Consider the following 23,459-nt stretch of genomic DNA (forward strand, 5'->3'; position numbering starts at 1 on the left):
TGTAACAGTTATACAACTGCGACTATATGTGCTCTGAATTTCAATAGGTTATACTCTAGATTTCTTATATTGTACTAGTTACATAATTAAGGTTGTTAAAGAAAGGAACTATTGATGAAAAAAATAAAGTTGACATTATTAGAAACAATATTGCTTATAATAACAATAGGTTTGTTTTTTTTAACGCTGTTTCAAATTTTAGCGTATTTTAGTTTAGGTGACGTGAAAAAGCCTCTAATGAACGGAGCATACTGGATGATACCGAGCCAAACAATTATAAAAGAAATAATTGTTTTTTCCTGTTTGACTTTTGTTTTTGTCGCTTTGTTTAGATTTTTTTATAAGAAAAATCGAAATTAAGTATGATTTTTGATTTCTTTGTTTATATTCTGAGTTACGCGTTTTAGTTATCAGCGACCTAGTTTTATCAAGAAGTGCTAGATAAAGCATATCTCGATTGCTGCTTTTAAAATTTCAAAAATTCTCTATTTTCAGTCATCCACAAACCGCATTGTCAGGGCGGATGAGTTGTGTTGATCCGACACTTCATCCGCTTTGTGTTTTATCGCCAGAATCTCACTGCGAATCGCCAGGAAAGCGGCCACTAATTCAGGGTCGAAATGCGAACCGGCCTGAGACTGAATATAGTCAAACGCATCCTCTTCGCTCCAGGCTTTCTTATAAGGCCGCACCATGGTGAGTGCATCGAAAACATCGGCAATCGCCACAATTCTGCCAGACTCAGGAATGGCATCACCTTTCAAACCTGAAGGGTAGCCCGAGCCGTCCCACTTCTCATGATGTGTCAGTGCCACTTCGGCGGCGAGTTTGAATAATACCGCATCACTGTTGTTAAGGATCTCATAACCAATGCGGGCGTGGGTTCGCATTACCACCATCTCTTCTTCGGTAAGCCGGCGAGGTGCTTTTAAAATGGCATCGGGGATACCAATTTTTCCGGTATCGTGCATAGGCGCTGCAAACTCCAGTAGCTTGGCCCGTTCGGCAGACCAGCCAATGGCTTGCGCCAGTTCACGTGCGTACGCTGCCATTCGCCAGATATGCAGGCCGGTATCATTGTCGTTGTAGTGGCCTGCTGCTGCTAACATGCTAATGGCACTTAATTGGCTTTGTGCCAGCTCCCGGGTACGCATTTCCACTTCTCGTTCGGTCTGTCGCTGTTGGTGCGCCAGAGCAATGTGGGTTTTCACCCTTGCCAGTACCAAGGCGGGTACGATGGGTTTGGCAATATAATCCACGGCGCCCACTTCAAAACCTCGTTCTTCGTCTTCACCTTGTCCGAGTGCGGTGACAAAAATGACCGGAATCCCCGCCGTTTTTGGGTTGGCTTTGAGCTGCCGGCACACTTCCAGACCATCAAGATCTGGCATCATGATGTCCAGCAGGATGAGATCCGGGGCGGCTTTACCCACAATTTTCAGTGCAATTTCACCGGACGGTGCCACTTTCACCTGATAGTGCTGGATCAGAATGTCTTTGAGGATATCAATGTTTGCTGGTTCATCATCTACTACCAGCACGCTAAATTCTTTCACTGTAAGCTCGTCATTTCTGGTTGCGTCATCAGCGGCCGTAGAAGATCGCCCGCTGCTTCAAAATCATACTGAGATACTTTCTGTATGGCCTGCTTGAGTACCCAGCGATGCGCTGACTGTTGATAATTATTGTACAATTGCTGCAGCGCGTCACCTGCATTAGCGTCGTAATCTTCCAGCAGATGAATAATTGTGCCTAGCTCTGCTGAAATCGGTTGCTCGGGGGCCGTGGTCGTCGTCTCCGGCGACATTACCATTAGGCTGGCCACCGCTTTTTTCACGGTTGTGTCTAACTCTCGTGCAAGCTCGGCTGCCCCGGTCAGTTTGTCTTGACTGTCTGTCAGCTCACTCAGTTTTCTAAACTGTGTCAGTAGTCGGTTGGCACCAATATTACCGGCATGCAGTTTAAGCGTATCGAGTTCTTCATGGGGCAAATCATTATGAAAGGCGCTGACGAGTGCAGACAAATGACTGCCGTAGTGCTGATAAGTTTGGCAGAACGCCAGCAGTGCCAAATCAAAATCATCATGTTTCGACGGTAAGGTGAAATCTTCCGGGAGTACCGATGGGTAACTGATAAAATCATCAAGCGCAGTCAATAGCTCATCGTAGTTAATGGGTTTCGATAACAGGGCGCACATACCGGAATCATGCACTAAATCTGTGATCAGGGCAGGATCTTCGGTAGACATACAGATAATGGGCACAGTAAGCCCGCTACCCAGAATCAGGCTGTCTGCAACTTCCCAACCGGGTAAATCAGGCAGTTTATTGTTGATAATAAGGGCGTCGAAATGTTCATGCTTACATAGCGAAATACAGTCTGCTCCTTGTATTACGGAGTGAGGTTTGATGCCAGAAGCAGAAAGCTGTTGCGTGAGCACGGTTTGGCTAATGTCGTCATCATCAACAATAAGAATGCGTTTTCCAGACAAACGGTGCTCAATCATGGCGGTTTCTTCCAATGAACGATATCCCGACTGATTCATGCCTGAACCCGTGTGCTCGCTGAGAAAATTGTACAGTGAACTCTGAGTGAAGGGTAATTGCATCACCACAGCCTGATGAAGTCCGTGGGCAGCAAGCAGCTGTCGCATATCTTGCTGATTACCCGATGTCAGAATACGTAATCGGGAATAATCAAGGCTGCGCTGTTTAAACGCATCAGATAACGCTGCCATTCTTGGTGCAGAAATGTTGTCTGCAAGAATTAACAAGTGGGTGGTTTGTTCCGGCAGCGCGTCTGCCTGATGGGTATGGCAAAAGGCATGGGGTACTGCCAGGGTTGTTAAAGTGCCTTCTAGATAATCCATCGCGGCAACGAGTTTGTCATCTAAACAACAGATGGTAAGAAACTGGTGCGCGCCCAGCGATGATAATGGGGCAATATTCGCATTACCTGCGCGTAGTAGCTCCAGCTTGATCACAAATGTGCTGCCTTTGTCGGTTTCACTGTCTACCGCGATACTGCCGTGCATCAGTTCAACCAGGTGACGGGTTATACTCATACCGAGTCCCGTGCCGCCGTATTTACGCGATATCGACGCGTCGGCCTGGGTAAATGGGTCGAACAGATGTTGTAACTGGTCTTCGCTTAAACCAATGCCCGTATCACTGACGCGCAGTTCAGTGAAGATACGGTTGCCGGGCAAGGTTTCCAGTTTTACCGACACCACAATTTCGCCATGGTGGGTAAATTTCACCGCATTGCTTACCAGGTTGTTGAATATTTGCATGAGTCGACTTTCGTCGCCAAGCAACGGCACAGACATGTCGCCATGCATATCGAACAGTAAGAGCAATCCTTTACTGTGGGCTCTGTCCTGAAACATAACCGCCACTTTTTCCAGCAGATCATTAAAACAAAATGGCTGTATGTCTAAATCCGTTTTACCCGCTTCAATTTTGGAATAATCGAGTATGTCAGAAATGATACTGAGCAGGGTGTTGGCGCTGTGTGTGGCTTTTTCAAGGTAGTCTCGCTGTAGCACCGTTAGCGGCGTTTTCAGCACCAGGTGGGTAAGGCCAATAATGGCGTTCAAAGGCGTTCTTATCTCGTGACTCATGTTCGCTAGAAACTCACCCTTGGCGTTGTTCGCCCGTTCTGCCTGGGCAAAGGCATCCCGCATGGCTTCTTCAATGTTTTTACGTTCACTGATATTGCGAAACACGCCTACGTAGCCTCTTGGTGTATCGTATTCGTCAACCAAAGGCACCGCGGTAACCGATACGGGAAATATGCGTCCGTCTTTGTGGGTAAAATAGGTTTCTTCAGAGAAGTAAATCTCGCCGTTTCTAATGGTTTTGAGCAAGGGGCTTTGCTGCACAGGAATAAACGCCCGCTGTGGAGACTGAAACTGAATGGTGTCGTGAAAACGACGGGTTTGTAGTTCTTCTAGTGTCCATCCGAGTAACCGCGATGCTTCTGGATTTAGAAAGCGCGTATGACCAATGAGATCTACCGAGAAAATACCTTCACCTATAGAATCCGTTATGCTCTGATAGAACCGCTGACTGTCTGACAGGCGCGTTTCCAGCAATTTCTGGTGGGTGATGTCGGTCATTATCACCACATATCGAACCGGCTTATCTGCGGTATCGCACACAGGTACTACCGTGGATGACACCCAAAATACGTCACCCTTTTTAGTATGGTTATGTATTTCGCCGTGCCACACTTTGCCACTGTCGGCGGTGTCCCAAATGGACCTGTAGGTTTCTTCGCGGTGATAGCCGCTGCGAAGTAGGTCAAGTCGATTGCCAATCAGTTCTTCTTCGCTGAACTTAGATATTTCACACAACTTGCTGTTGGCGTAAAGAATTTCCCGGTTACTATCGACCACGGCAATGATGGCATGTTGATCGATGGCTTGCCGTTGTATCTCAACTTCACGTAAGGCTTGGTGACGCTCACGGCTCAATTGCGTCATGAGCTCAGCAAGACCACTGAGGTCGCCGCTGTCTTCGCTAAGGGGCGGCTTATCGAGCTCACGGAGCAATGTATTGGCCGTGTGTTGTAAGGCGTTCAATGCTTGTTGTTGGGTAACGGCATCTTGCCGGGCTTGCGCTAATGCCTCGGTAAGTTCTTGCGAGCTCAGGCGGATACTGCGGTCGCGGATTTCCACATCCCGTTGCTGTTGCTGGTAACTCGTATCAACCCGTTTTACAAAGGGGATCATGCCGTTAAGCAAGGTGAGAATAGCGGGAGGTAAGGTGTCGTCTTTTGCGTAACCGGCTAGCTCATCCAGCCAAAGCTGCGCTTCCTCAACAGTACCGAAGCCCATGGTTTTCTTTAGTTGCCTGAACAGAAGCCTATGCATCGGTAGTCACTCCAAATAACGTGACTATCATGGTTTGATTGTGCAGTTTGCATGGGGTGTTGGGAGTGAGCGGCGCAAATTCGCCGTTGGAATAGAATCCGCAAATGGGTAACTGGTTGTCGAATGCACTGCTGAATGCTTCCACTTCCTCTTCCACCTGATCGCCCATGACCACCTTTCTCGCTACACAGCTAACAATAAGCGCAAAGCCAGGTATCACCTGTTCACCCATTCGCGTATTAAATAATTCGGCTGCATCCTCAACATTGCTGATCAAGTCGTTTGTCGATGCATGATTCAGGCGTAGATAGGCGCCTTGTTTGATTTTACCACCAAGAACAAGGCTACCTTGCGATTCGTCAATGCTGTATAGCGCACGCAGCAGACCGGAGGTTTCTTCATGGGAATTCATCAATTCCAGCGGAAACAGCAGACCGGACACGGGCAACTGGCTCGCGTAATCGCCAAGGTACGTTTTATAAATATCCAAGGCCGGTTTGCCGTCGAGTTCATAAAGAATATTGTTATCGCTGCGGGTAACCTGGCGAATAGGGCCGAAAGGTTGCCATCCTCGAATGATGGCTTGCTGAACGCGTAGCGGCGACCCGTAAAAACCCACAGCCACCACCTTATCATCACTAATGCCGTGAGGAGTGAGCACGAAAGTTCGGGTGTAACGGGCATAATCACCGGCCATTCCACCGCACACCAATACTTCGTCACCCAGTACTTCATGGATGCCGTTAAACAGTCCGGTAGGCAGGAATTCTGTTCCGCGTGTAAGCAACATAACGGCGCGAAGGTACTCGCTATTTAACGCGGTGCCTACCCGTTGTCCGCAGTCGTGGTAGTGATTATTGTCTACGTTGTCTAGAAAAACTCGCGTTGTTCCTGCTCCCTGAAGATCTATTACGGTAATGACAGCGGTACCTTCAAGGGCATCGGTACCGACAATCTCACCACTGGCGCTGCAGCCTACCACGGGAACATGATGCTGAGAAAGTGCATGTAAAAAGCTCGGGTGAGAGAAAAAGGTCGGGCTGGCAAAAACAAGAATGATGTCGGCAGGCTGCGCGAGCAGGCTTTCGATGACATCGATATCGGTATCGACACTATGAATAATCCGTTGAGTCACTTCCATGAAATAGCACCAGACTAAATGCGTTCGGGGTTACGCTTAAATTTAGTGTCAGAATCAGCTTTATGCCATTAATTTTATTAAATATACGGCTATATTCTATAACTTTGCGAACAAGGTTAGCGGTGAAGGGCGGGACGAAAAATCCGCAAAAAGAGGGCGCCGCCGCAGACGCCGGCTATTATCTGCAAAGCCAGGCCTAAAACAGAGCGGGTTCCAGCAATAAGATGAAACTGAATAAGCTGTTCCATTAGCAGTAACATCACCAACATGGCAACACCGGTTGCAACAGGAACGAGGGCTCGGCGAGCAGAAAACCGGGCGGTGATAAAGCCAGTTACCGAAAGAGAAACAAACAAAGCCGCAGCAATCAAGCTTCCGTAAATGGGCAGCAAGCCGACAATGTCATGCAAAGTTGACGATGCTAACGTTGCTACATCGATGCTTACGCCCAGCTCCGCCAACGACAGCAGTACCATCTGCGTGTGAGATACACTGGCAAGAATATAGGTGACCAGCCAGGCGGGAATGAATGCCCGGGTAAATGAGGTTGCGGTAGCTAAAGGCATGCGTTGATTCGTTGTGTGTTTCACGTCATAGTGCTGCTTTTCTGGTCGGCATCTTTTCACGACAGCGCGTAGATCTCAAGAAGGAGTTGAATACACATCATGACATTCTGGGCATTTCACCGTTTATTATTGCTTTTGGGGGTACTGGTTTCGTTTGCATCGACGGCACAATCTCACACCTATCAAGCAAAGAAAATGTCAGTGTGGTCACTTAATCAGCCATGGGCGTTAACGCAACTGCCCGACAACAATTGGTTAGTGACAGAACGTGACGGCCAGGTCGTCATTACGGGGGGCGTAGAAAGCCTAGTTCGCATACCGTTGGCGCTGCCAGACCTGTATGTTGCCGGGCAGGGCGGATTACTGGATTTGGCGCTGTTTGCTGATTTTGACGAATCCGGAAAAGTGATGCTGACGTTCTCGCAAGGCACCGAAGAGGCGAATCATCTGGCGGTGGCCACCGCCGTGTTTAACGGCAAAAGCTTTTCCGAGATCTCTGTTATTCTTACCGTTTCGCCAGACAAAGACACGCCGGTTCACTATGGTGGTAGATTGGCATTATTGCCAGATGGCACCTGGCTGGTAACAACGGGTGATGGTTTTGATTACCGTGAAGAGGCCCAGCGGCTAAACAGTATGTTAGGTAAAACCTTGCGTTTTCATGCCGACGGTTCAGCACCTGAAGGTAACCCGTTTACCCAGCAGGCCCCTTATGTCTTTACCTACGGGCACCGTAACCCGCAAGGTTTGGTTGTAGATACCGCAAGTGGCGCTATTTATGAACATGAGCATGGCCCCGACGGTGGTGACGAAATCAATCTACTAACACCGGGCAACAACTATGGTTGGCCGGTGGCGACTTTCGGCACGGATTACTCCGGTGCACAGATATCGCCATTTACCCGTTACGCAAATATGCAGTCGCCCCGGGTAAACTGGACGCCTTCTGTGGCCCCTTCTGCAATGGCGATTTATCGTGGTCAAATGTTCCCGGAACTTAACGGGCAATTGCTGGTTACAACGCTAAAAGCGCAGCAATTATTGGCGATAGACCTTTCCGCTACGCCTGTTCAGCAAACCGCCCCGTTTGCTACCATAAATCAACGTTTGCGCGATGTGGCGATAGGTCACGACGGGGCGATTTATGTGCTCACAGATGGCAAGGAAGCCAACATTTTGCGTATTGCTCCGCGCTAGTAAATTACGCTTTGATTGCCAACCCCGAGAACCTTCGCTGTTGCCTTTTCGGCACTGGCGAAGAGTAAGTTTACCGTATTGATCATTCCAACATTGAATGTTGCCTGACATGCCGTATAAACTAGCAGGCCGGACACCTCAGGGGCCCGGTTTTTTATGCGTATTTTTCTACCCCACGTTTTCACAAGGAAGACAGAATGAAACCATTAATGGTTCTGCGAAATCTGATGCTGGTGTCTTGTCTGGCGCTGGCTGCTTGTCAGAGTGCTGCCGACGAGTCCGTTACCTTTGAACAGGCAACCATTGTTGCTGGTGGTAAAAGCCTGGGTGTTGAATATGCCAAAACGTTTGAGCAACGGGCGCAGGGACTAATGTTCCGCAAATCACTGTGTGATGATTGTGGTATGTTGTTCCGCTTCAATCCGGCACGTATGGCCAGCATGTGGATGAAAAATACGTTTGTACCTCTGGATGTAGCATTTATCGACGGGAACGGCGTAATTACCGATATAAAACCGCTGGAGCCACATGACTTAACGTCTGTGGGATCTTCAAAAGCGGTAGAATTTGCGCTGGAAATGAATCAAGGGTGGTTTGCTGCGAATAACATCAGCGTAGGCGACCAAATCAAAATCAATTACTAAACCAACCAGTCGTTGGTTAAAGCTCGGAGAAAATCGTGTCGAATTCTCTTAATATCGCCAAGTTTGGCGGTACCAGTGTAGCCACCTATCAGGCTATGAAAAATTGTGCTCGCATTGTGGCGGGTAATGAAGCAACCCGTATTGTTGTTGTTAGTGCACAGGCCGGTGTGACCAATCACCTGGTAAGTATTGCGCATGCGCCGCTAACCAGCGAGCAAATCAAGGACACTTGTCAGGCGATCATTGATATTGAAATGGCCGTGCTGAACGAAATTAAAGACAAGGCTAGCGTAGCAGACAAACTGGAAGATTTGTTTGAAGAGTTACGTGGTCTGGCAAATCATGAAGAAATTCTTCATCGTGACGACCTGAAAGATCAACTTCAGTCTATGGGCGAACGCATGTCGTCGCTGCTGTTTAGTGCGGTATTGGCAGAAGAAGGGGTAGACACCTTAAACTTCGACGTACGTAAAGTGCTGCGTACCGACAGCGAGTTTGGTGAAGCTGCACCCCAAATCGACGCCATTGGCGAGCTTTCAGAACAATTGTTACGTCCTGAAATTAGCAACGCCATCGTGGTTACCCAAGGTTTCGTGGGGGCTAATGAAGAAGGGAAAACCACCACTTTAGGTCGCGGTGGTTCTGACTTCACGGCGGCATTGCTAGCTGAAGCATTGAATGCTGATAGCTGCGAAATCTGGACTGACGTGACGGGTGTTTACACCACAGACCCGCGCATTGTACCTGCGGCTTATCCATTACCGGAGCTGAGCTTCGAAGAAGCCGCGGAAATGGCCACGTTTGGTGCCAAAGTACTGCACCCGGCCACCATGGAACCAGCACTGCGTAAAGACATTAAAGTGTTTGTGGGTTCTAGCAAAGAGCCAGAAAAAGGCGGTACTTGGATCATGCGCGACTGCGACAATGAGCCACCACACCGCGCGATTACCCGCCGTAAAGAGCAGGTTATGGTAACCGTGAAAACACCGAAAATGATGTACGCACAAGGCTTCCTGCAACAGGTATTTGGTATTATTGCCAAGCACAAGCTCAGTGTTGATTTGGTCACCACGTCTGAAATTTCAGTCTCGTTTACACTGGATAATCCAGCGAACTCTGTGGCCCAGCGTTTGAACAAAGAAACCATCGCCGAGCTGGAAACCATCTGTGATGTGAAAGTGGAGAAAGGTTTCGATCTTATCACTGTTGTGGGTAACAACATGCAAACTGCAAAAGGGGTGGCGAGCCGTATTCTTGGTGCGGTAGACGACTTCAACCTGCGCATGATTTGTTTCGGTGCTAATCCGCATAACCTGTCTTTCCTGGTGAGTGAAGAAGACAGTTCTGCCATTGTTCAGCATCTGCATAAAGAGTTGTTCGAGTAAGAATAGTTAACGGGTAGCATTGGCTACCCGTTTTTGTTTCCTATGTCAGATTCCCTCTCCATTCGTTCTTACAGCAAACAAAAGGTGGGTCACACCCACGACTTCCATCAGTTGGTGTTACCGCTTCGTGGTGTCATAAACATTGAGCTGGCCGGATTCAGCGGCAAAGTGGCGCCAGGAGAATGTGTGGTGATCCAGGCCGGTGAGTTACATCATTTCACATCGGAAACCGAAGCGCGTTTTGTGGTGGCAGACATGTTTTCGCTGCCAGAAAATCTTTGTGCAGCGTCGTGGCTGGTATTTACCATCAGTCAGCCACTTAATCGCTATTTACAGTTTATCGAGACCCAACTCGAATATCAGGTAGACTCGTCATTAGAAAAGCTCACCTTCGATACCTTCACCAGTTTATTGGCGGCACAACGAGTAGCGCAAACCCGGGATCGACGGATCAGTGCTGTGGTCAGTTTTATCGATGACAATATTGGCAGTGAGTTGGATATTGGCACGCTGGCTCGCATCGCCTGTTTAAGCGCAACTCAGTTTAAAAAGTTGTTCCGGGAACAAATGGGCGTTTCCGCCGGACATCATGTAACCGCCATGCGTATGGAAAAAGCCAGGGCGCTGCTGATCCACACAGATTTGCCTGTTCAACGGGTAGCGGAAACGGTTGGCTACCACGACTTATCTGCGTTCAGTCGCCGCTTCTCAGTCCATTTTGGTTTACCACCCTCGAAGCTGTTTAGCTGAAAGTAGCTCCGTAAAAATTCTCAGTAAGTGCGTCTTTTTAACCTGAGAAAGCGTCTTATTAGCAAAGATGTTGGTTCTCTATGGCGATACTATATTTATTCTCCAAAGGGGATTCAGGAATTATCGTGACTAATCAGCATAATCATGCACTCGGGCTTTTCGCTATTATCATCGCCAGTTTTATGTGGGGCACAACGGGCACGGCGGCCAGCTTTGCACCCGACGTGAGCCCGTTAGCCATAGGCGCCATCGCCACCGGCGGAGGCGGTTTGCTCATGTGTCTTAAAGCTCTGCCTCAACTGCTGAAACAACGACACATACTCTTCCAACATAGCAAAATTGTTTTGCTGGGGAGCCTGAGTGTTGCCATTTATCCGCTGGCATTTTACTCCTCCATGCATTTGGCCGGTGTGGCAATTGGCACCGTGGTTTCTATAGCCAGCGCGCCCTGTTTTGCGGTTTTACTTGAGTGGGTATTAAACCGTAAGCCCATAACGGCAAAATGGATTGTCAGCTTTATTCTGGGGGCAACAGGTATCCTACTGTTGGCAATGGGTAAACCTGAAAGTGCCGAGCTTGCTGCCACCGCTGAGCAGCGAGAGTGGGGAATTGTATTAGGGCTTATTGCGGGCCTTACATATGCCGCCTATTCTTGGGCGGGCAAAGCCCTTATTACCCGCGGCGCATCATCTGGGGTATCCATGGCAAGTCAATTTGGTGTATCAGCCTGTTTGCTACTGCCATCACTGTTATTTACCGGTGACAACGTATTTGCGTCTGCTAACAATGTTTCGGTGGCTTTGTACATGGCAATATTGCCTATCTTCGTCGGCTATCTGCTATTTGGTTTTGGGCTGAAATCGGTGGATGCCAGCACGGCAACACTGATCACACTGCTCGAACCTGTGGTTGCCACTATCCTGGCTGTACTTGTTCTTAACGAGCGCTTTTCGCTACTGGGTTGGGGCGGAATTGTGTTAATCGCGGCCTGCATTGCCGTACAAATTGTTAATAGGCCACCGGCTTTATTCCGTCGCTGATACGCTTTCAGGAATGTGCGCTGAAAAAGATAGGTCACTCAGCATGTAGCAATCCCGCCCCGATGATTTTGCTTTGTACAGTGCATCATCGGCACGCTTTAGTAAGAAATCGGGGTGTAGGGGTTCGCCACTGCGTTGACAGGCAACGCCAATCGACAGGGTGAGAATTTGCTTTGAATCGTTTCTGCCTTCATGGGGGATAGCAAGGCGACGAATTTCGCCCAATAAGGTTTCCGCCACTTTACTGGCTGCAAGTATAGAGGCTTCTTGCAACACAATCAGAAACTCTTCTCCGCCATACCGCACCACGAGATCAGAGTTTGCCCGGGTATTGTTGCGCAGTACCGTCGCCACATTTACCAGTATCTTATCGCCTTCGGCATGGCCATAAACATCGTTATACCGCTTGAAAAAGTCGACATCGGCAATAAGCACCGCCATGGGTAATTTACCAGAGCGAAGAGGAAGGGGTAGGTTTTTAAAGTACTTGTCCAAATGACGCCGGTTCGACAAGCCGGTGAGAGGATCGGTATTACTCATTTTTTCCAGCTGTTTATTGTGCATCAATACTTCAGTACGCTGATGGTCGATGAGGGCGAACATCTCGTTAAGTTTACGACCCAACCGAAATGCTTCATTGCGACCGGTATACACTTCCTGACAAGTGAAGTCGCGGTTACGCATGGCATAACTCACACTATCGTGAATATGAGAGATGGGCCTGATCAACTGGTGGTTAATCCAAATATAAAAAAGCGTGATCACTGAAAGGGTAATCACCAATCCCACCAATAAGCTGGGGTCGAATAAGGAGTCGCTGTATTGCCGCTGTCTTGGCTCTATGGATAACGCGAACAGCGGAACGTTCTGTTTACTGTTTACCGACATATAGAGCCGGCCAAAAAAGGGTTGAGTGTGGGTCACGTTAGGCTGGCCATATCGCATGGCCACTGCATCGGCGCTGGTGGGCATCTGTAAAATGGTATGAAACGCGATGTCGCTGCTAATGCCAGGGGTGAGGGCGTCGACAAACGATTGGTTGATATACCGCCAGATAAGCAGCGTGCCTGCGGATTGCCCTTCGTTCTCAGACTGCAGCACTTCGTGGTACACCACTACGGCGGGCCTGTCGTCGATTTGCGTGAATACGCTGTTCTCGCTGGCCGGGAAAGTCACCAGGTCCCGGCCTAGCAAAGTTGTCAGGGTGTCGAGCTCATCAGGCACTATTACGTCGCCGTTTTCATTGTAGCTACGACCACTTATGATGTTGCCATCGGTGTTGTACAGATACCATCCGTTCACGCCAATGCGCCGATAAGACTCATAGATCACAAAATTAGTGCTAAACCACTGGGCATCGTTATTCGAGGCCGCGTCGTGCATGGCATCCCATACGGCGCTGTCATAAACCAGTTTGTGAAGCGATTCGAGTTCCTGGTTTACTTGCGATGCAACGCGTTCAAGATCCTGCTTGTCGCCATCTTCCGCCATGGCTTCAAAAGTGGGAAGGATCCAATAATATCTGATCAGCGTTTGCGCAGTAAGAATGGCTAGACACGCCAGGATTATCCCCAGCATGAGCTGCATTCTCAAAGTATTGGATTTATGATTCAAAGCAAACGTAATCTCGTCAGGCGCATGCTTTGAGTATAATAAAGGTTTGTAGAATTGCCCGGGAATTGAGCTGGGAATGCGTGCGCCACCCCGTTAAAGGTGGCGCCGGATAGACATTTTTAAACTTTAAACTGACGGATAGATTGTTGCAGTTCTTCAGCAAGGCGGGCCACTTCCGAACTCGACTGAGACGTTTGTTGTGCGCCAGCAGTGGTTTCTTCAGCAATACCTACGATACTTTCAAGCTTCTCACTGATTTCTGCTGAAACCGTGTTTTGCTCGCGGGCAGACTGTTCAATTTGCGTACTTACATCGTAAGCTTTGCGTACTGCGTCAGAGATAACATCCAGCGCTCGTGTGGCGTTGTCAGTTTGCTCAACACAGATAGCAGTTTGCTCTTTACCCTGATTCATTACCGCCACCGCTTTTTCAGCACCAGCTTGCAACACTTCGATCATAGCGTTAATTTCTTGCGTCGATTGCTGCGTACGAGATGCCAAAGTGCGCACCTCGTCTGCAACTACCGCAAAGCCTCGACCTTGCTCACCAGCACGGGCCGCTTCAATGGCCGCGTTCAATGCCAGCAAGTTTGTTTGATCGGCAACGCCGCGAATAACATCGAGAATACCGCCAATGCTGGCGCTGTCTTGATGCAGTTTATTAATGACTTCGGCGGCTTGCTCAACATCCCGGGCCAGTACTTCAATAGTGCGTTTGTTCTCAAGAGAAATTGAACGTACATTTTCCGCTTCGCTGTCTGCATGACGAATTTCGTTAAGCGTGTCTTCGGCGCTCTGGCTTACCACAATAGACGTGCTGTGCATTTCTGTTGTTGCTGTTGCAACCTGAGCAATCTGCGACTTCTGATCTTGTATCGAGTGCGTTGTTTGGGTCGTAACAGTAGATGTTTGCTCAGAGGCTGCGGCAAGCTGTTCAGCACGAGTATTAATGCCAGTGATCAAGCTTTTAAGGTTGCCAATCAGCTTATTACAGTTTTTCGCCAGTTGACCGAATTCATCTTCAGCGGAGTCATCAAGACGGCGGGTAAGGTCGCCAGAAGAGGCAACATTCAGTAACTCGTTAACGCTATTCAGCGGGCGGGTGATTGCAATAACCGTCCAGTAACCGATGACCAGGGCGGCAGCCAGTGAAGCCAGCGCCACAACAATCACGATGGTGTTGCCTGAGGTCACCTTAAACGATACCTGCTCGTCAATTTCTGCAGCTTTCTTATCGGCTTGAGTAAGCAGGTTTTCAAGGGCGCTAATGCCTTCCTGACTGTTTGCATCAGAGCGAGACAGGGCTTGTTCAGCCGCATCACGGTATTCTAAACGAGAGCGTTGCAGAGCCAATACACCGTCAGAACCGGTAATGGCGTCAATGGCATCGTCAACCAGCGTCGAAATCTCATCCAGTGTACCCGTGGTATCTGCACCTGCTGCGGTACCTTGAATTTGGTTCATCATTTCACGAACACTGGTAACAATAAGCTCTACTTCATTACCGATAACGTCGGCACGAACGAGAGTTTGTGTTTTTGCATATTCGTTAGCCACGGTAATGAGTTCAAGCAGGCGGCTTTCTAATTCGCTACCAATTTCAGCTGATTTTTGTAGCGCAGCACTACGTGCTACTTCATCAGATTCGGAAAAGTCCAGTAGATAGGTAGAGGCGTCATCGGCATTGTCTTCTAAGTCACCAATCTTATCGCTTATGGCATTACGCATTTCCATAAACTGTCGGTGACTGGTGTACATTGCTTCTACATTTTGAATGTATTGCTCGTAGGCGCCGTTTACCTGCTTAAGGCTGGCAAGCATGGCAGAATCATCCGCCAGTACGGTTTCCAGCTTTTTTAATTCTGTACTGAAATTGGCTTTACTATTCGTGAAGTTATCGTACTTGCTTTCAAGGCCATCCACGCTTTCTTCAATGTAAGCCTCGAAGGTAACGCGGCCCATATTCAGGAAGCTGGCTTTTAATGCATTACTGCTGGTAAGGGTGGGAACCGCTACCTTATTCACTTCATCAACCGCCGATCCCACAGAATTGAGGTTAATGAAAGAAGATGCACTGATTATAACTAATAGCAGGCTTATTGTGGCGAAGCCGCCGATAATGCGCTTGGCTACCGTGATTTTCATATGAACTCCTGAAACACAGTTTTATTTATAGTTTTAAGTAATCAGTTGTGTTCATGGTGACTGATACCTGAGGTGCTATGCGCTAAAAACTATAGCGCATTATTCTTATCGGCCGAACATTCCGCTTGTTTAGTCGAATAACCGATTAGTAAGTTTAATTGTAAACAAAAATTAGACTAAAGACCTATAGGAATCAGTTTTTTACGTTGTTTGTTTTAATACAGAGGTATTTAAGGTGTCACATTGATGAGTGTGTTCGACGGAATTCTCATTGCAGTCAGGCTGTTACCCCATACGTACCCGGTATCCAGTGCAACAAATTGATTGTTCCCCGTTACGCCCTCAAGCGCTGCCCAATGGCCGAAAATAATACGCTCGCTGGCAGCGAGTGATGCATTCTCAACTTCAAACCAGGGAGTCACCGACGAGGGAGCATCCTCAGGATGACATTTGCAGGCAAATTCGAGGTGGTTTTTCTCTTGTAAAAACCGCATGCGCGTACAGGCATTAATGATAAAGCGCAGTCGCGACGTGCCTTTTAACCCTTCTTTCCATTCGGTGGGAGAATTGCCATACATCTCTTTTAACAATGCAGGCCACTTATCACTTTTTAATACGGTACTGACTTCGTTGCTCAGTGAAAGTAAGGTTTCCGGCGACCACTTGGGGTAAAGGCCGGCATGAACGATTGTGGTGGTCTCATCGAGGGCAAGCGCCAACGGAAACTGGCGATACCAATCGATGATATCTTTTAGTTTTTTACTGGCCAGAAGAGGCCCGAGACGGTCACTTTTTTTCGCAGACTTAATGCCCTGAGACACCGCCAGAAAGTGCAGGTCGTGATTGCCAAGCACGGTGTTGAATCTGTCGCCTAAGTCCATCAGATACTTGATCGTCGCGTAGGAGTCTTCGCCGCGGGCAATTAAGTCACCTACTGCAATTAATCTATCGCGCTTTTCATCGAAGTGAGCTTTTTCAAGCAACGCCATCAGGCCGCCGTAGCAACCTTGAATATCGCCCACAATCAACGTCTGCGAGTCTGACATGCTGGCATCCTTATCCGTTGGAAGCGGTGCCAAATTTTGACACCGTTTTTTAGTTGATCGCGTTAGGTACGCTTAGACTGAAAATATTGATCGGCACGCGAAAGCGTTCACCGTCTTCATTTTCCATTTCGTAGTGGCCCTGCATGCTGCCTACGGGAGTATCAATAAGTGCACCGCTGGTGTATTGATACTCACTGGCTGGGTCGATAAGCGGTTGTTTACCCACAACGCCTTCACCCTGTACTTCGGTATTTTTACCATTGCCATCGGTGATTAACCAGTAGCGACTGAGCAATTGTACCCGCTCGTCACTCTGATTGCGGATTGTGATGTGATAAGCAAATGCGTATTTATCTGGGCCATTTGCCGGATGATCAGGGATGTGTTTCGCTGAAACTGAAACCAAAATACCAGGAGAAGCCGACATCTCAGCTTTCTCCGTCCCGGTCTGCTACTAAATTTGCCACTGCCGCAAAATCAGCCAGAGACAAGGTCTCAGCACGAGCAGTTGGCGATAAACTCAGTGATTCCAGTTCAGCTTCAGTCACCCAGTCACTCAAACTATTACGAATAGTTTTGCGGCGTTGGTTGAATGCTGCTGCACACACCTTTTCCAGTAAGGCAACGGATTTCACCGCGACTGGCGGGGTGGCATGTGGCACTAAACGTACCACGGCTGAATCGACCTTCGGGGGCGGCTTAAATGCACCAGGCGGTACATGCAGCACGGGGATCACCGCACAGTAATATTGTGCCATTACCGACAAACGCCCATAGCTCTTAGAGCCCGGCCCAGCGGCAAGTCGGTTCACCACTTCTTTTTGCAGCATAAAGTGCATGTCTTGCACTTTGCCGCTAAAGCTAAAGAGGTGGAACATTAAAGGGGTAGAAATGTTGTAAGGCAGGTTGCCGAATACCCGTAATTTGCCTTCAGGGTTTGGCATCGCCGGTAACAAATCGGCAAAATTGAGTTTCAGGGCATCCTGCTCAACAATGGTCAGTTTACTGCCGTGAAAAGGATGATGACGCAGACGTTCTGCCAAGTCGCGGTCGAGTTCCACCACGGTAAGGCGCGAAACCTCTTCACACACTGGATCGGTTAAGGCGCCAAGGCCGGGGCCGATTTCTACCAGGTTCTCACCATCAACGGGATTAATCGCACTAACGATATTGCCAATGACATAGTCGTCATGCAGGAAGTTCTGGCCAAAACGCTTACGCGCGGTGTGGCCTAAATGTGTTTTACTCATTGCTGCCTGTTCGCTAATTCAATAGCTTTATGCATTGCTTTTGTGAAACTGCCCGCATCTGCTTTTCCGGTACCCGCGAGGTCGCAAGCAGTACCATGATCGACAGAAGTACGGATGAATGGCAGGCCAAGGGTGATATTCACCGAGGCGCCAAATCCTTTAAACTTAAGTACCGGCAGTCCTTGATCGTGGTACATCGCTAACACGACGTCGGCGTCGTCGAGATATTTAGGCTGAAAAATAGTGTCTGCGGGAAGCGGACCTACCAAATCTAAACCTTCCTCACGTAAGTCATCTAGAGCCGGGATAATGGTGATCAGCTCTTCTGATCCCAAATGCCCGCCTTCACCGGCGTGTGGATTTAGCCCGCATACGTAAATACGCGGTTTGGTAATGCCAAACTTCAGTTTCAAATCGGTGTTAATGATATGAATCACTTTGTGCAGGCGCTCTTTTGTTATCGCCTTAGACACATATTCAAGCGGAATATGTGTGGTGGCTAGCGCTACATTAAGGCCTTCAGTCGATAACAGCATCACCACATCAATGGTGTTTGACTGGTAAGCGAAGTATTCGGTATGTCCGCTAAAAGACACACCGGCTTTGTTAATAATGCCTTTGTGAACGGGGCCTGTTACTACCGCATCAAAGCCTTGCTCCATATTGGCGTGACACGCCTGGCGCAGGGTTTCTACTACATAGTGCCCATTATCGCTGTCTAGCTCGCCGGGTACCACATTCACTGCAGTATCGATTTGCTGCAAGTACAGCGAACCAGGCGTCTGAATGGCGTTGTTCTCGGCATCGAAAGGAATCAGCTCCAGCGGCAGACCTAGAAGGTCTGCCCGGGCTTTCAGCATGGTGCCGTCGCAAAATACCACAAGCTGCGCATCCCATTGCTGCTGTGCTAGCTGAATGATGAGGTCAGGACCAATGCCCGCTGGCTCACCTGGCGTAACTGCTATTCTTATTGGCGTCATCGTTTATCTCGCCGTTATATTATTCAACAACTTCAATGTAAGCAGTATCGCGCATTTCACGCAACCAGGCTTCAGACTCTTCTTTAAACTTACGATTGAACAGCAGTTGATAAGCTTTGTCTTCTTTACGTTTGTCTGTGGCATCGTCAATACGGCGATCAATAAGCTGCATTAAGTGCCAACCGAATTGTGAACGAACAGGTTCACTGTACTCGCCAGGCTCTAAGCCAGCAAGGGCTTCACGGAAAGCCGGTACATAGTTGTTCGGATCAGACCAGCCAAGCTCACCGCCTTTTAACGCTGAACCCGGATCTTCAGAATGTTCTTTAGCCAGTTCTGCAAAGTCAGCGTCACCGTCGATAACTTGCTGACGGAATTTCTCCAGCATTTCTTTGGCTTTCTCGTCACTTAAAATAATAGAAGGTTTAATGAGAATGTGACGGGCGTTCACTTCTTCGATGGTGATTTTCTCGATACCACGGGTATCTTTAATTTTCAGGATGTGAAAACCCGCACCACTACGAATAGGACCAATCAACTCGCCTTTTTCTTTACCCTGAACTGCTTCAGCAAAAAGGGTAGGCATAGAGTTAACGTTCATCCAACCCATATCACCCCCTTCCAGTGCGTTTGAACCAGAAGATGACGTGATGGCGATTTTGGTGAAGTCGGAACCGTTATTCAGTAATTCAATAACTTTATCTGCACGGCTCCGAGCGCTGGCTACGTCTTCATCTGTGGGGCTTGATGGCAGGCCAATCAGAATGTGGCCTAAGTTATATTCGGCTTGTTCTGCGCCTTGTTGGTCCATCAGTTTAACCAGGTTACTGATTTCCTGAGGCGTCACGTAGACACGACGGCGAACGTTGGCACGGGTTACTTCACCAACAATCAGTTCTTCACGAACGTCTTCGCGGTAATCGTCGTAAGCAATGCCTTGTTGCTCTAATTCATTGCGCAGGTCATCGATGGTTGCGCCCTGTTGCTGGGCGATGTTTGTAATGGTTTGCTCCAGTTGCGGGTCGCTAACCTGAACACCCATACGCTCGGCCATTTGCATCTGCAAGCTCTTGGTGATCAAACGCTCGATAGCCTGGGTACGAAGCACGCGGTCGGAAGGCAGGGCCTGGCCCTGTGCTTCAGCGTTGCGCTTTACTTCATTGACCAGAGATTTGATTTCACTTTCCAATACCACGCCCTGATCGACGATTACGGCCACCTTATCTAAAGAAACAGATTGAGCCAAACTCATAAATGAGCACAGGGCACTGATACAAATCGCGCGAATAATGAACTTCATAATTACTCTTTTTATCGGTTTATTCTTTGCTAACAGCAGACATATCTGTCAACTGGCGCATTAATTTAAACTATATGGCTGTCGGTAGCCAAATAATCCGTTCGACAACATGTTATTGCTGGTACCACTGGAACCCATTCCTTTGAAAATGAAATTCAGCGATATGCCGGAGTCAAATTCATCAATTGACTGTGCACCATCTACAGCGTAACGGTTACTCAGCTGACGTTGGGCAACAATTTGAATAGCCCAACAACAGGATTCATATTGAAAGCCAACGTAGTTTTCCACACTGCGGTTGCGATCAAGATCGCGGTAAGTTCGACCAACCAATTGCCATCTGTCAGACAACGGCCAGGCAGCAGACAGTCCCACTTGGTCAATTCTTTCGCTTGAGAGTTCCCTAACATAGCGGTGGGTTAACTGAATTAATTTGTTGCTGCTCTCGCGATATTCAAATGTTGTGCTGGCACGTTCGACTTTATCGGTTTCCGTAGCGATTTGAAAATCGGTGTGGAAGAACCAGTCGTCAGTCATTCGCCAGTCAAACTCGGCGGCCAGCGCAGAACGGTTGCCTTCACGAATTGCAGAGGTGACCCGGTTGTCATCGAGATAGAATATCTGACCCACACTGAGAACAAATTGTTCCCGGTTGGTTTCATCCAGTAGACGACTGGTTAATGCAACGGTCACTTCGTTGTTATCGCTAATTCTGTCGAGGCCGGTGAAATCCTGCCCACGGAACAGGCCTTCCACGTCGGTTAACCATAAGGTGGTATCGTAAAAACCAATGCCGCTTTGATCTTCATAACTGGTGTAAAGATACTGCACGCGAGGTTCTAGCGTCATCGTATGATTATCGCCAAACCAGCTGTCTTCGTTTTCAAAATACAATGCGCCGTATAGCTTACCCTGAGTTAAGGTGCGGTTTACTGTCTCTTCCAGTTCAGTATTTTCGACATGATCTTGCTCGTAGTAAGTGTTTAGTACACTGGCTTCTGCTGAGAACTCACCCCATTGGCGTTGAAACGGTACTCGAATGGTAGGCGCCGTGTGAAAACGCATGGCGGTGGGCGCCGTGGCTGACTTACTGTCGAACCAGGCCAGCTCAGAGTCCAGTTCTAATTCCAGGTACTTTGCCAGTGACAACTCATAATTCAGTTTGGCTTCTGGTAACGCCCGGTAGGTGGTTGGGTAGTCGCCGATAATTTCGAAATCACGCACATGGACAGAGAACAGCAGTTCATCGGAGAAGTAATTAATACTGCCGGTACGGAACAGATGCGTATCTGCCCGGTTGTAGAAGTCACTGCCTAAATCCACAATGTAGTTGTCGTCGCTGATGCCATTAACGTTAACCGACGCCATCCAGTTATCTGCGAAGAAACCTTCATGAGAAATGCGATAGAAATAGCGATCAGGGTTGCTGGCCATATCGTTGTCTTGGGGCAGGTATTCCAGGTTTAACTGGCTGTAGCTGTCTGCTGACATATGACGAAATTCTGATTTCAACTGCACGCCGCGCTTTGACATCACCCGTGGCGACAACGTGAGATCGTAATTTGGGGCCATATTCCAGTAAAACGGTTGCTCGTAATCTACTCCAGTGTTGCTGGAGTTAGAAATTTTCGGGAACAGGAAACCGGTTTGACGCTGGTTACTGATGGGGAAAGCGAAATACGGCATGTAAAATACTGGCACATTGCCTAAATAAAACCGGGTGTGCTTGGCTTCGCCCCATGGTCTGCCACGACGAATATTAATTTCAGACGCTCTAATCATCCATTCTTCACCGCCTTCTGGGCAGGTGGTGAAGCTCACGTCTTTTAACACCAAACCGTCTTGCGCGTTTAATGCAATGGTGCTGGCATCACCACGACCAGTGGAGTTATTCAGGTGGTAAATGGTGTTCGACATGGTCAGGCTTTCATCGGTGGAATCCACATCGACACTGTCTGAAGCCACATGTACCTGACTGTCTTCATACACCACATCGCCCTTGGCGAATAATTGTTGCCCGTTGTTATTGATCTGCGCCTGGTCTGCACGAATGGTGGCAGAGTCGGAAATAATATCCACGTTGCCAGAAAACAGCGCCACCTCTCGCTCAATAATTTCTGTTCGATTGGCTTCCACTTTTACCTGGCCGGCAGGCATGAGTTTGCTGCTGGAAAAAGTGACAGCAGGTACCGGACAAAAAGCGGGTTGCTCTTGGCTATCCTGAGAGGTTGACTGCGATTGCTGCGCCAGCGCGGAGGAGCTGCTGATTGCCGCTAGCAGAAAAGAGGCACAGGTTTTTTTCATGTGTTGATGGAGGGCCTGTTTCTTATTTCACAACGGATTGTGAGGGTGTCCTGAAATTCGGCAAAGTCCGTAATCGGGCATAGTGCCATAAAGTGACCAATTCTAAGCACTTCTGTGCGCTGAGCCAACCGCCAGAAGCAAAAAAGATGAAAGTTTCTGCGAGTTTGACCGTATATCTTCCTTAGCTGGTTTAATTATGGCAATTCGACGCCATATATCATGGCTCATCAAGGTAATAATGCACCCAGAGTATCTACTTGTCTTAGCGCGGCCTATTCTGCGCGGGGGCAAATGCGGCTATTAACTTACCAGCCAATCTTATACAGTGTTCTGGTACTTTGCGGGATTAATTCAGGAGAGCGGTAGTATGTCATTTTGGGGAAAAATCCTTGGTTTTGTGTTCGGGTTTATGTTCCTGAAAATTCCCGGCGCCATCATTGGCCTCATCGTGGGGCATTTTTTTGATAAAGCCTACAGCCAGGATTTTAATCAACTGGGCGGGTTCGGCCGTTTCTTCACCGACCAGTCTGGGGTAAAACAACAAGCGGTATTTTTCCATGCGCTGTTTTCGTCTTTAGGTCATTTGGCCAAATCAGACGGTCACGTGACCGAGCGTGAAATTAAAATTGCCACGCTGCTTATGGATGACATGAAGCTTGCGGGTGATGCTCGCCGGGAAGCTCAGCAAGCATTCCGGGAAGGAAAGTCATCCTCTTTTCCTTTGGCGGACACGTTGAAAGGGTTGGTTGAATCCTGCCATGGTCGCCGCGACATATTGCAGGTGTTCCTGGAAATTCTTATCCAGGCCGCTTTTGCCGACGGCACGCTTTCAACACCCGAATACAAAGTGCTGGAGAAAGTCGCGTCGATTCTGAATTTCAAACGCCAGGAACTCGACTTCCTGATTTCTGCTTACGAGGCCGAAATTCGTTTCCGTCAACGTGGTGGGCAGGGCGGTGCCGGCGGTCAGCAAGGTGGCCACCGTGCACAATCTTATTCCGATACCCAAAGCCTGGAAGACGCCTACAAAATTATTGGTGTGAGTGAGTCAGACGACGAGAAAACCATTAAGCGGGCGTATCGCAAGCGTATGGCGGAACACCATCCTGATAAACTGGCGTCCAAAGGGTTGCCGCAACAAGCGTTAGATATCGCCAAAGCGAAAACCCAGGATATCCAGGCCGCTTACGAACTGATTAAAGATAAGCGCGGGTTCTAACTT

Annotated in this window: 18 protein-coding genes; 6 read left to right on the forward strand and 12 right to left on the reverse strand. The window is 48.5% G+C overall.

Going from position 1 to position 23,459, the window contains the following annotated elements:
• Positions 1-491: 491 nt before the first annotated feature.
• From ACXAGX_RS17290 to ACXAGX_RS17305, 4 genes are all read right to left on the reverse strand, one after another.
• Positions 492-1,556, reverse strand: a complete 1,065-nt coding sequence (locus ACXAGX_RS17290; RefSeq protein ID WP_474839826.1) for an HD domain-containing phosphohydrolase — start codon at positions 1,554-1,556, stop codon at positions 492-494.
• Positions 1,553-4,876, reverse strand: coding sequence for a PAS domain S-box protein (locus ACXAGX_RS17295; RefSeq protein ID WP_474839828.1), 3,324 nt, complete (start codon positions 4,874-4,876; stop codon positions 1,553-1,555). The genes ACXAGX_RS17290 and ACXAGX_RS17295 overlap by 4 nt, the downstream gene beginning before the upstream one ends.
• Positions 4,869-6,017, reverse strand: a complete 1,149-nt coding sequence (locus ACXAGX_RS17300) for an FIST signal transduction protein (protein ID WP_474823151.1) — start codon at positions 6,015-6,017, stop codon at positions 4,869-4,871. Before ACXAGX_RS17300 ends, ACXAGX_RS17295 begins: the two co-directional genes overlap by 8 nt.
• A gap of 116 nt (positions 6,018-6,133) precedes the next feature.
• The gene (locus ACXAGX_RS17305; protein ID WP_474839830.1) at positions 6,134-6,583 is read right to left on the reverse strand and encodes a hypothetical protein; all 450 of its coding nucleotides are present in this window, start codon (positions 6,581-6,583) and stop codon (positions 6,134-6,136) included.
• 99 nt (positions 6,584-6,682) lie between these two features.
• Between ACXAGX_RS17305 and ACXAGX_RS17310 the strand changes: the two genes are divergently transcribed.
• The 5 genes from ACXAGX_RS17310 to ACXAGX_RS17330 all read left to right on the forward strand — a co-directional run bounded on the left by ACXAGX_RS17310 (position 6,683) and on the right by ACXAGX_RS17330 (position 11,599).
• The gene (locus tag ACXAGX_RS17310) at positions 6,683-7,780 is read left to right on the forward strand and encodes a PQQ-dependent sugar dehydrogenase (RefSeq protein ID WP_474839832.1); all 1,098 of its coding nucleotides are present in this window, start codon (positions 6,683-6,685) and stop codon (positions 7,778-7,780) included.
• A 227-nt stretch (positions 7,781-8,007) separates the two neighbouring features.
• On the forward strand, positions 8,008-8,424 hold the full coding sequence (locus tag ACXAGX_RS17315; protein WP_474840026.1) for a DUF192 domain-containing protein: 417 nt from the start codon (positions 8,008-8,010) through the stop codon (positions 8,422-8,424).
• A gap of 35 nt (positions 8,425-8,459) precedes the next feature.
• Positions 8,460-9,809, forward strand: a complete 1,350-nt coding sequence (gene lysC / locus ACXAGX_RS17320; RefSeq protein WP_474839834.1) for a lysine-sensitive aspartokinase 3 — start codon at positions 8,460-8,462, stop codon at positions 9,807-9,809.
• Between the two features lie 42 nt (positions 9,810-9,851).
• Positions 9,852-10,559, forward strand: coding sequence for a helix-turn-helix domain-containing protein (locus ACXAGX_RS17325; protein ID WP_474823166.1), 708 nt, complete (start codon positions 9,852-9,854; stop codon positions 10,557-10,559).
• A 125-nt stretch (positions 10,560-10,684) separates the two neighbouring features.
• Complete coding sequence (locus ACXAGX_RS17330; protein WP_474839835.1) at positions 10,685-11,599, forward strand: DMT family transporter; 915 nt, start codon at positions 10,685-10,687, stop codon at positions 11,597-11,599.
• Here the strand turns inward: ACXAGX_RS17330 and ACXAGX_RS17335 are convergent.
• From ACXAGX_RS17335 to ACXAGX_RS17370, 8 genes are all read right to left on the reverse strand, one after another.
• Entirely contained in the window at positions 11,585-13,177 is a 1,593-nt protein-coding gene (locus ACXAGX_RS17335) for a sensor domain-containing diguanylate cyclase (RefSeq protein WP_474839837.1), read from the reverse strand. The genes ACXAGX_RS17330 and ACXAGX_RS17335 overlap by 15 nt on opposite strands.
• Before the next feature lie 155 nt (positions 13,178-13,332).
• Positions 13,333-15,357, reverse strand: a complete 2,025-nt coding sequence (locus ACXAGX_RS17340; RefSeq protein WP_474823177.1) for a HAMP domain-containing methyl-accepting chemotaxis protein — start codon at positions 15,355-15,357, stop codon at positions 13,333-13,335.
• A 230-nt stretch (positions 15,358-15,587) separates the two neighbouring features.
• Complete coding sequence (locus ACXAGX_RS17345) at positions 15,588-16,403, reverse strand: symmetrical bis(5'-nucleosyl)-tetraphosphatase (protein ID WP_474839839.1); 816 nt, start codon at positions 16,401-16,403, stop codon at positions 15,588-15,590.
• 49 nt (positions 16,404-16,452) lie between these two features.
• Positions 16,453-16,830, reverse strand: coding sequence for a Co2+/Mg2+ efflux protein ApaG (apaG, locus tag ACXAGX_RS17350; protein ID WP_070123874.1), 378 nt, complete (start codon positions 16,828-16,830; stop codon positions 16,453-16,455).
• Position 16,831: 1 nt separating this feature from the next.
• The gene (rsmA, locus tag ACXAGX_RS17355; protein ID WP_474839841.1) at positions 16,832-17,653 is read right to left on the reverse strand and encodes a 16S rRNA (adenine(1518)-N(6)/adenine(1519)-N(6))-dimethyltransferase RsmA; all 822 of its coding nucleotides are present in this window, start codon (positions 17,651-17,653) and stop codon (positions 16,832-16,834) included.
• A complete protein-coding gene (pdxA, locus tag ACXAGX_RS17360; RefSeq protein ID WP_474823192.1) occupies positions 17,650-18,633 on the reverse strand; it encodes a 4-hydroxythreonine-4-phosphate dehydrogenase PdxA in 984 nt (327 codons plus the stop codon). The genes rsmA and pdxA overlap by 4 nt, the downstream gene beginning before the upstream one ends.
• Before the next feature lie 19 nt (positions 18,634-18,652).
• Positions 18,653-19,933 carry a peptidylprolyl isomerase SurA gene (surA, locus tag ACXAGX_RS17365; protein WP_474839843.1) on the reverse strand — a complete coding sequence of 427 codons (1,281 nt, stop codon included), beginning with the start codon at positions 19,931-19,933 and terminating at the stop codon, positions 18,653-18,655.
• A 60-nt stretch (positions 19,934-19,993) separates the two neighbouring features.
• On the reverse strand, positions 19,994-22,237 hold the full coding sequence (locus ACXAGX_RS17370; RefSeq protein WP_474839845.1) for an LPS-assembly protein LptD: 2,244 nt from the start codon (positions 22,235-22,237) through the stop codon (positions 19,994-19,996).
• Between the two features lie 367 nt (positions 22,238-22,604).
• Here ACXAGX_RS17370 and djlA point away from each other — a divergent pair, with 367 nt between their 5' ends.
• On the forward strand, positions 22,605-23,456 hold the full coding sequence (gene djlA / locus ACXAGX_RS17375; protein WP_474839847.1) for a co-chaperone DjlA: 852 nt from the start codon (positions 22,605-22,607) through the stop codon (positions 23,454-23,456).
• Positions 23,457-23,459 lie beyond the last annotated feature (3 nt).

Source organism: Alteromonas sp. ABV4_515, assembly GCF_056160345.1.

What these genes read in the sequence shown, in the direction of transcription:
- ACXAGX_RS17295 (WP_474839828.1), bottom strand. Translation starts at nt 4,876, where the DNA reads ATGCATAGGCTTCTGTTCAGGCAACTAAAGAAAACCATGGGCTTCGGT.
- ACXAGX_RS17300 (WP_474823151.1), bottom strand. Translation starts at nt 6,017, where the DNA reads ATGGAAGTGACTCAACGGATTATTCATAGTGTCGATACCGATATCGAT.
- ACXAGX_RS17305 (WP_474839830.1), bottom strand. Translation starts at nt 6,583, where the DNA reads ATGCCTTTAGCTACCGCAACCTCATTTACCCGGGCATTCATTCCCGCC.
- ACXAGX_RS17310 (WP_474839832.1), top strand. Translation starts at nt 6,683, where the DNA reads ATGACATTCTGGGCATTTCACCGTTTATTATTGCTTTTGGGGGTACTG.
- ACXAGX_RS17315 (WP_474840026.1), top strand. Translation starts at nt 8,008, where the DNA reads ATGCTGGTGTCTTGTCTGGCGCTGGCTGCTTGTCAGAGTGCTGCCGAC.
- ACXAGX_RS17325 (WP_474823166.1), top strand. Translation starts at nt 9,852, where the DNA reads ATGTCAGATTCCCTCTCCATTCGTTCTTACAGCAAACAAAAGGTGGGT.
- ACXAGX_RS17335 (WP_474839837.1), bottom strand. Translation starts at nt 13,177, where the DNA reads ATGCTGGGGATAATCCTGGCGTGTCTAGCCATTCTTACTGCGCAAACG.
- ACXAGX_RS17340 (WP_474823177.1), bottom strand. Translation starts at nt 15,357, where the DNA reads ATGAAAATCACGGTAGCCAAGCGCATTATCGGCGGCTTCGCCACAATA.
- ACXAGX_RS17345 (WP_474839839.1), bottom strand. Translation starts at nt 16,403, where the DNA reads ATGTCAGACTCGCAGACGTTGATTGTGGGCGATATTCAAGGTTGCTAC.
- apaG (WP_070123874.1), bottom strand. Translation starts at nt 16,830, where the DNA reads ATGTCGGCTTCTCCTGGTATTTTGGTTTCAGTTTCAGCGAAACACATC.
- rsmA (WP_474839841.1), bottom strand. Translation starts at nt 17,653, where the DNA reads ATGAGTAAAACACATTTAGGCCACACCGCGCGTAAGCGTTTTGGCCAG.
- pdxA (WP_474823192.1), bottom strand. Translation starts at nt 18,633, where the DNA reads ATGACGCCAATAAGAATAGCAGTTACGCCAGGTGAGCCAGCGGGCATT.
- surA (WP_474839843.1), bottom strand. Translation starts at nt 19,933, where the DNA reads ATGAAGTTCATTATTCGCGCGATTTGTATCAGTGCCCTGTGCTCATTT.
- ACXAGX_RS17370 (WP_474839845.1), bottom strand. Translation starts at nt 22,237, where the DNA reads ATGAAAAAAACCTGTGCCTCTTTTCTGCTAGCGGCAATCAGCAGCTCC.
- djlA (WP_474839847.1), top strand. Translation starts at nt 22,605, where the DNA reads ATGTCATTTTGGGGAAAAATCCTTGGTTTTGTGTTCGGGTTTATGTTC.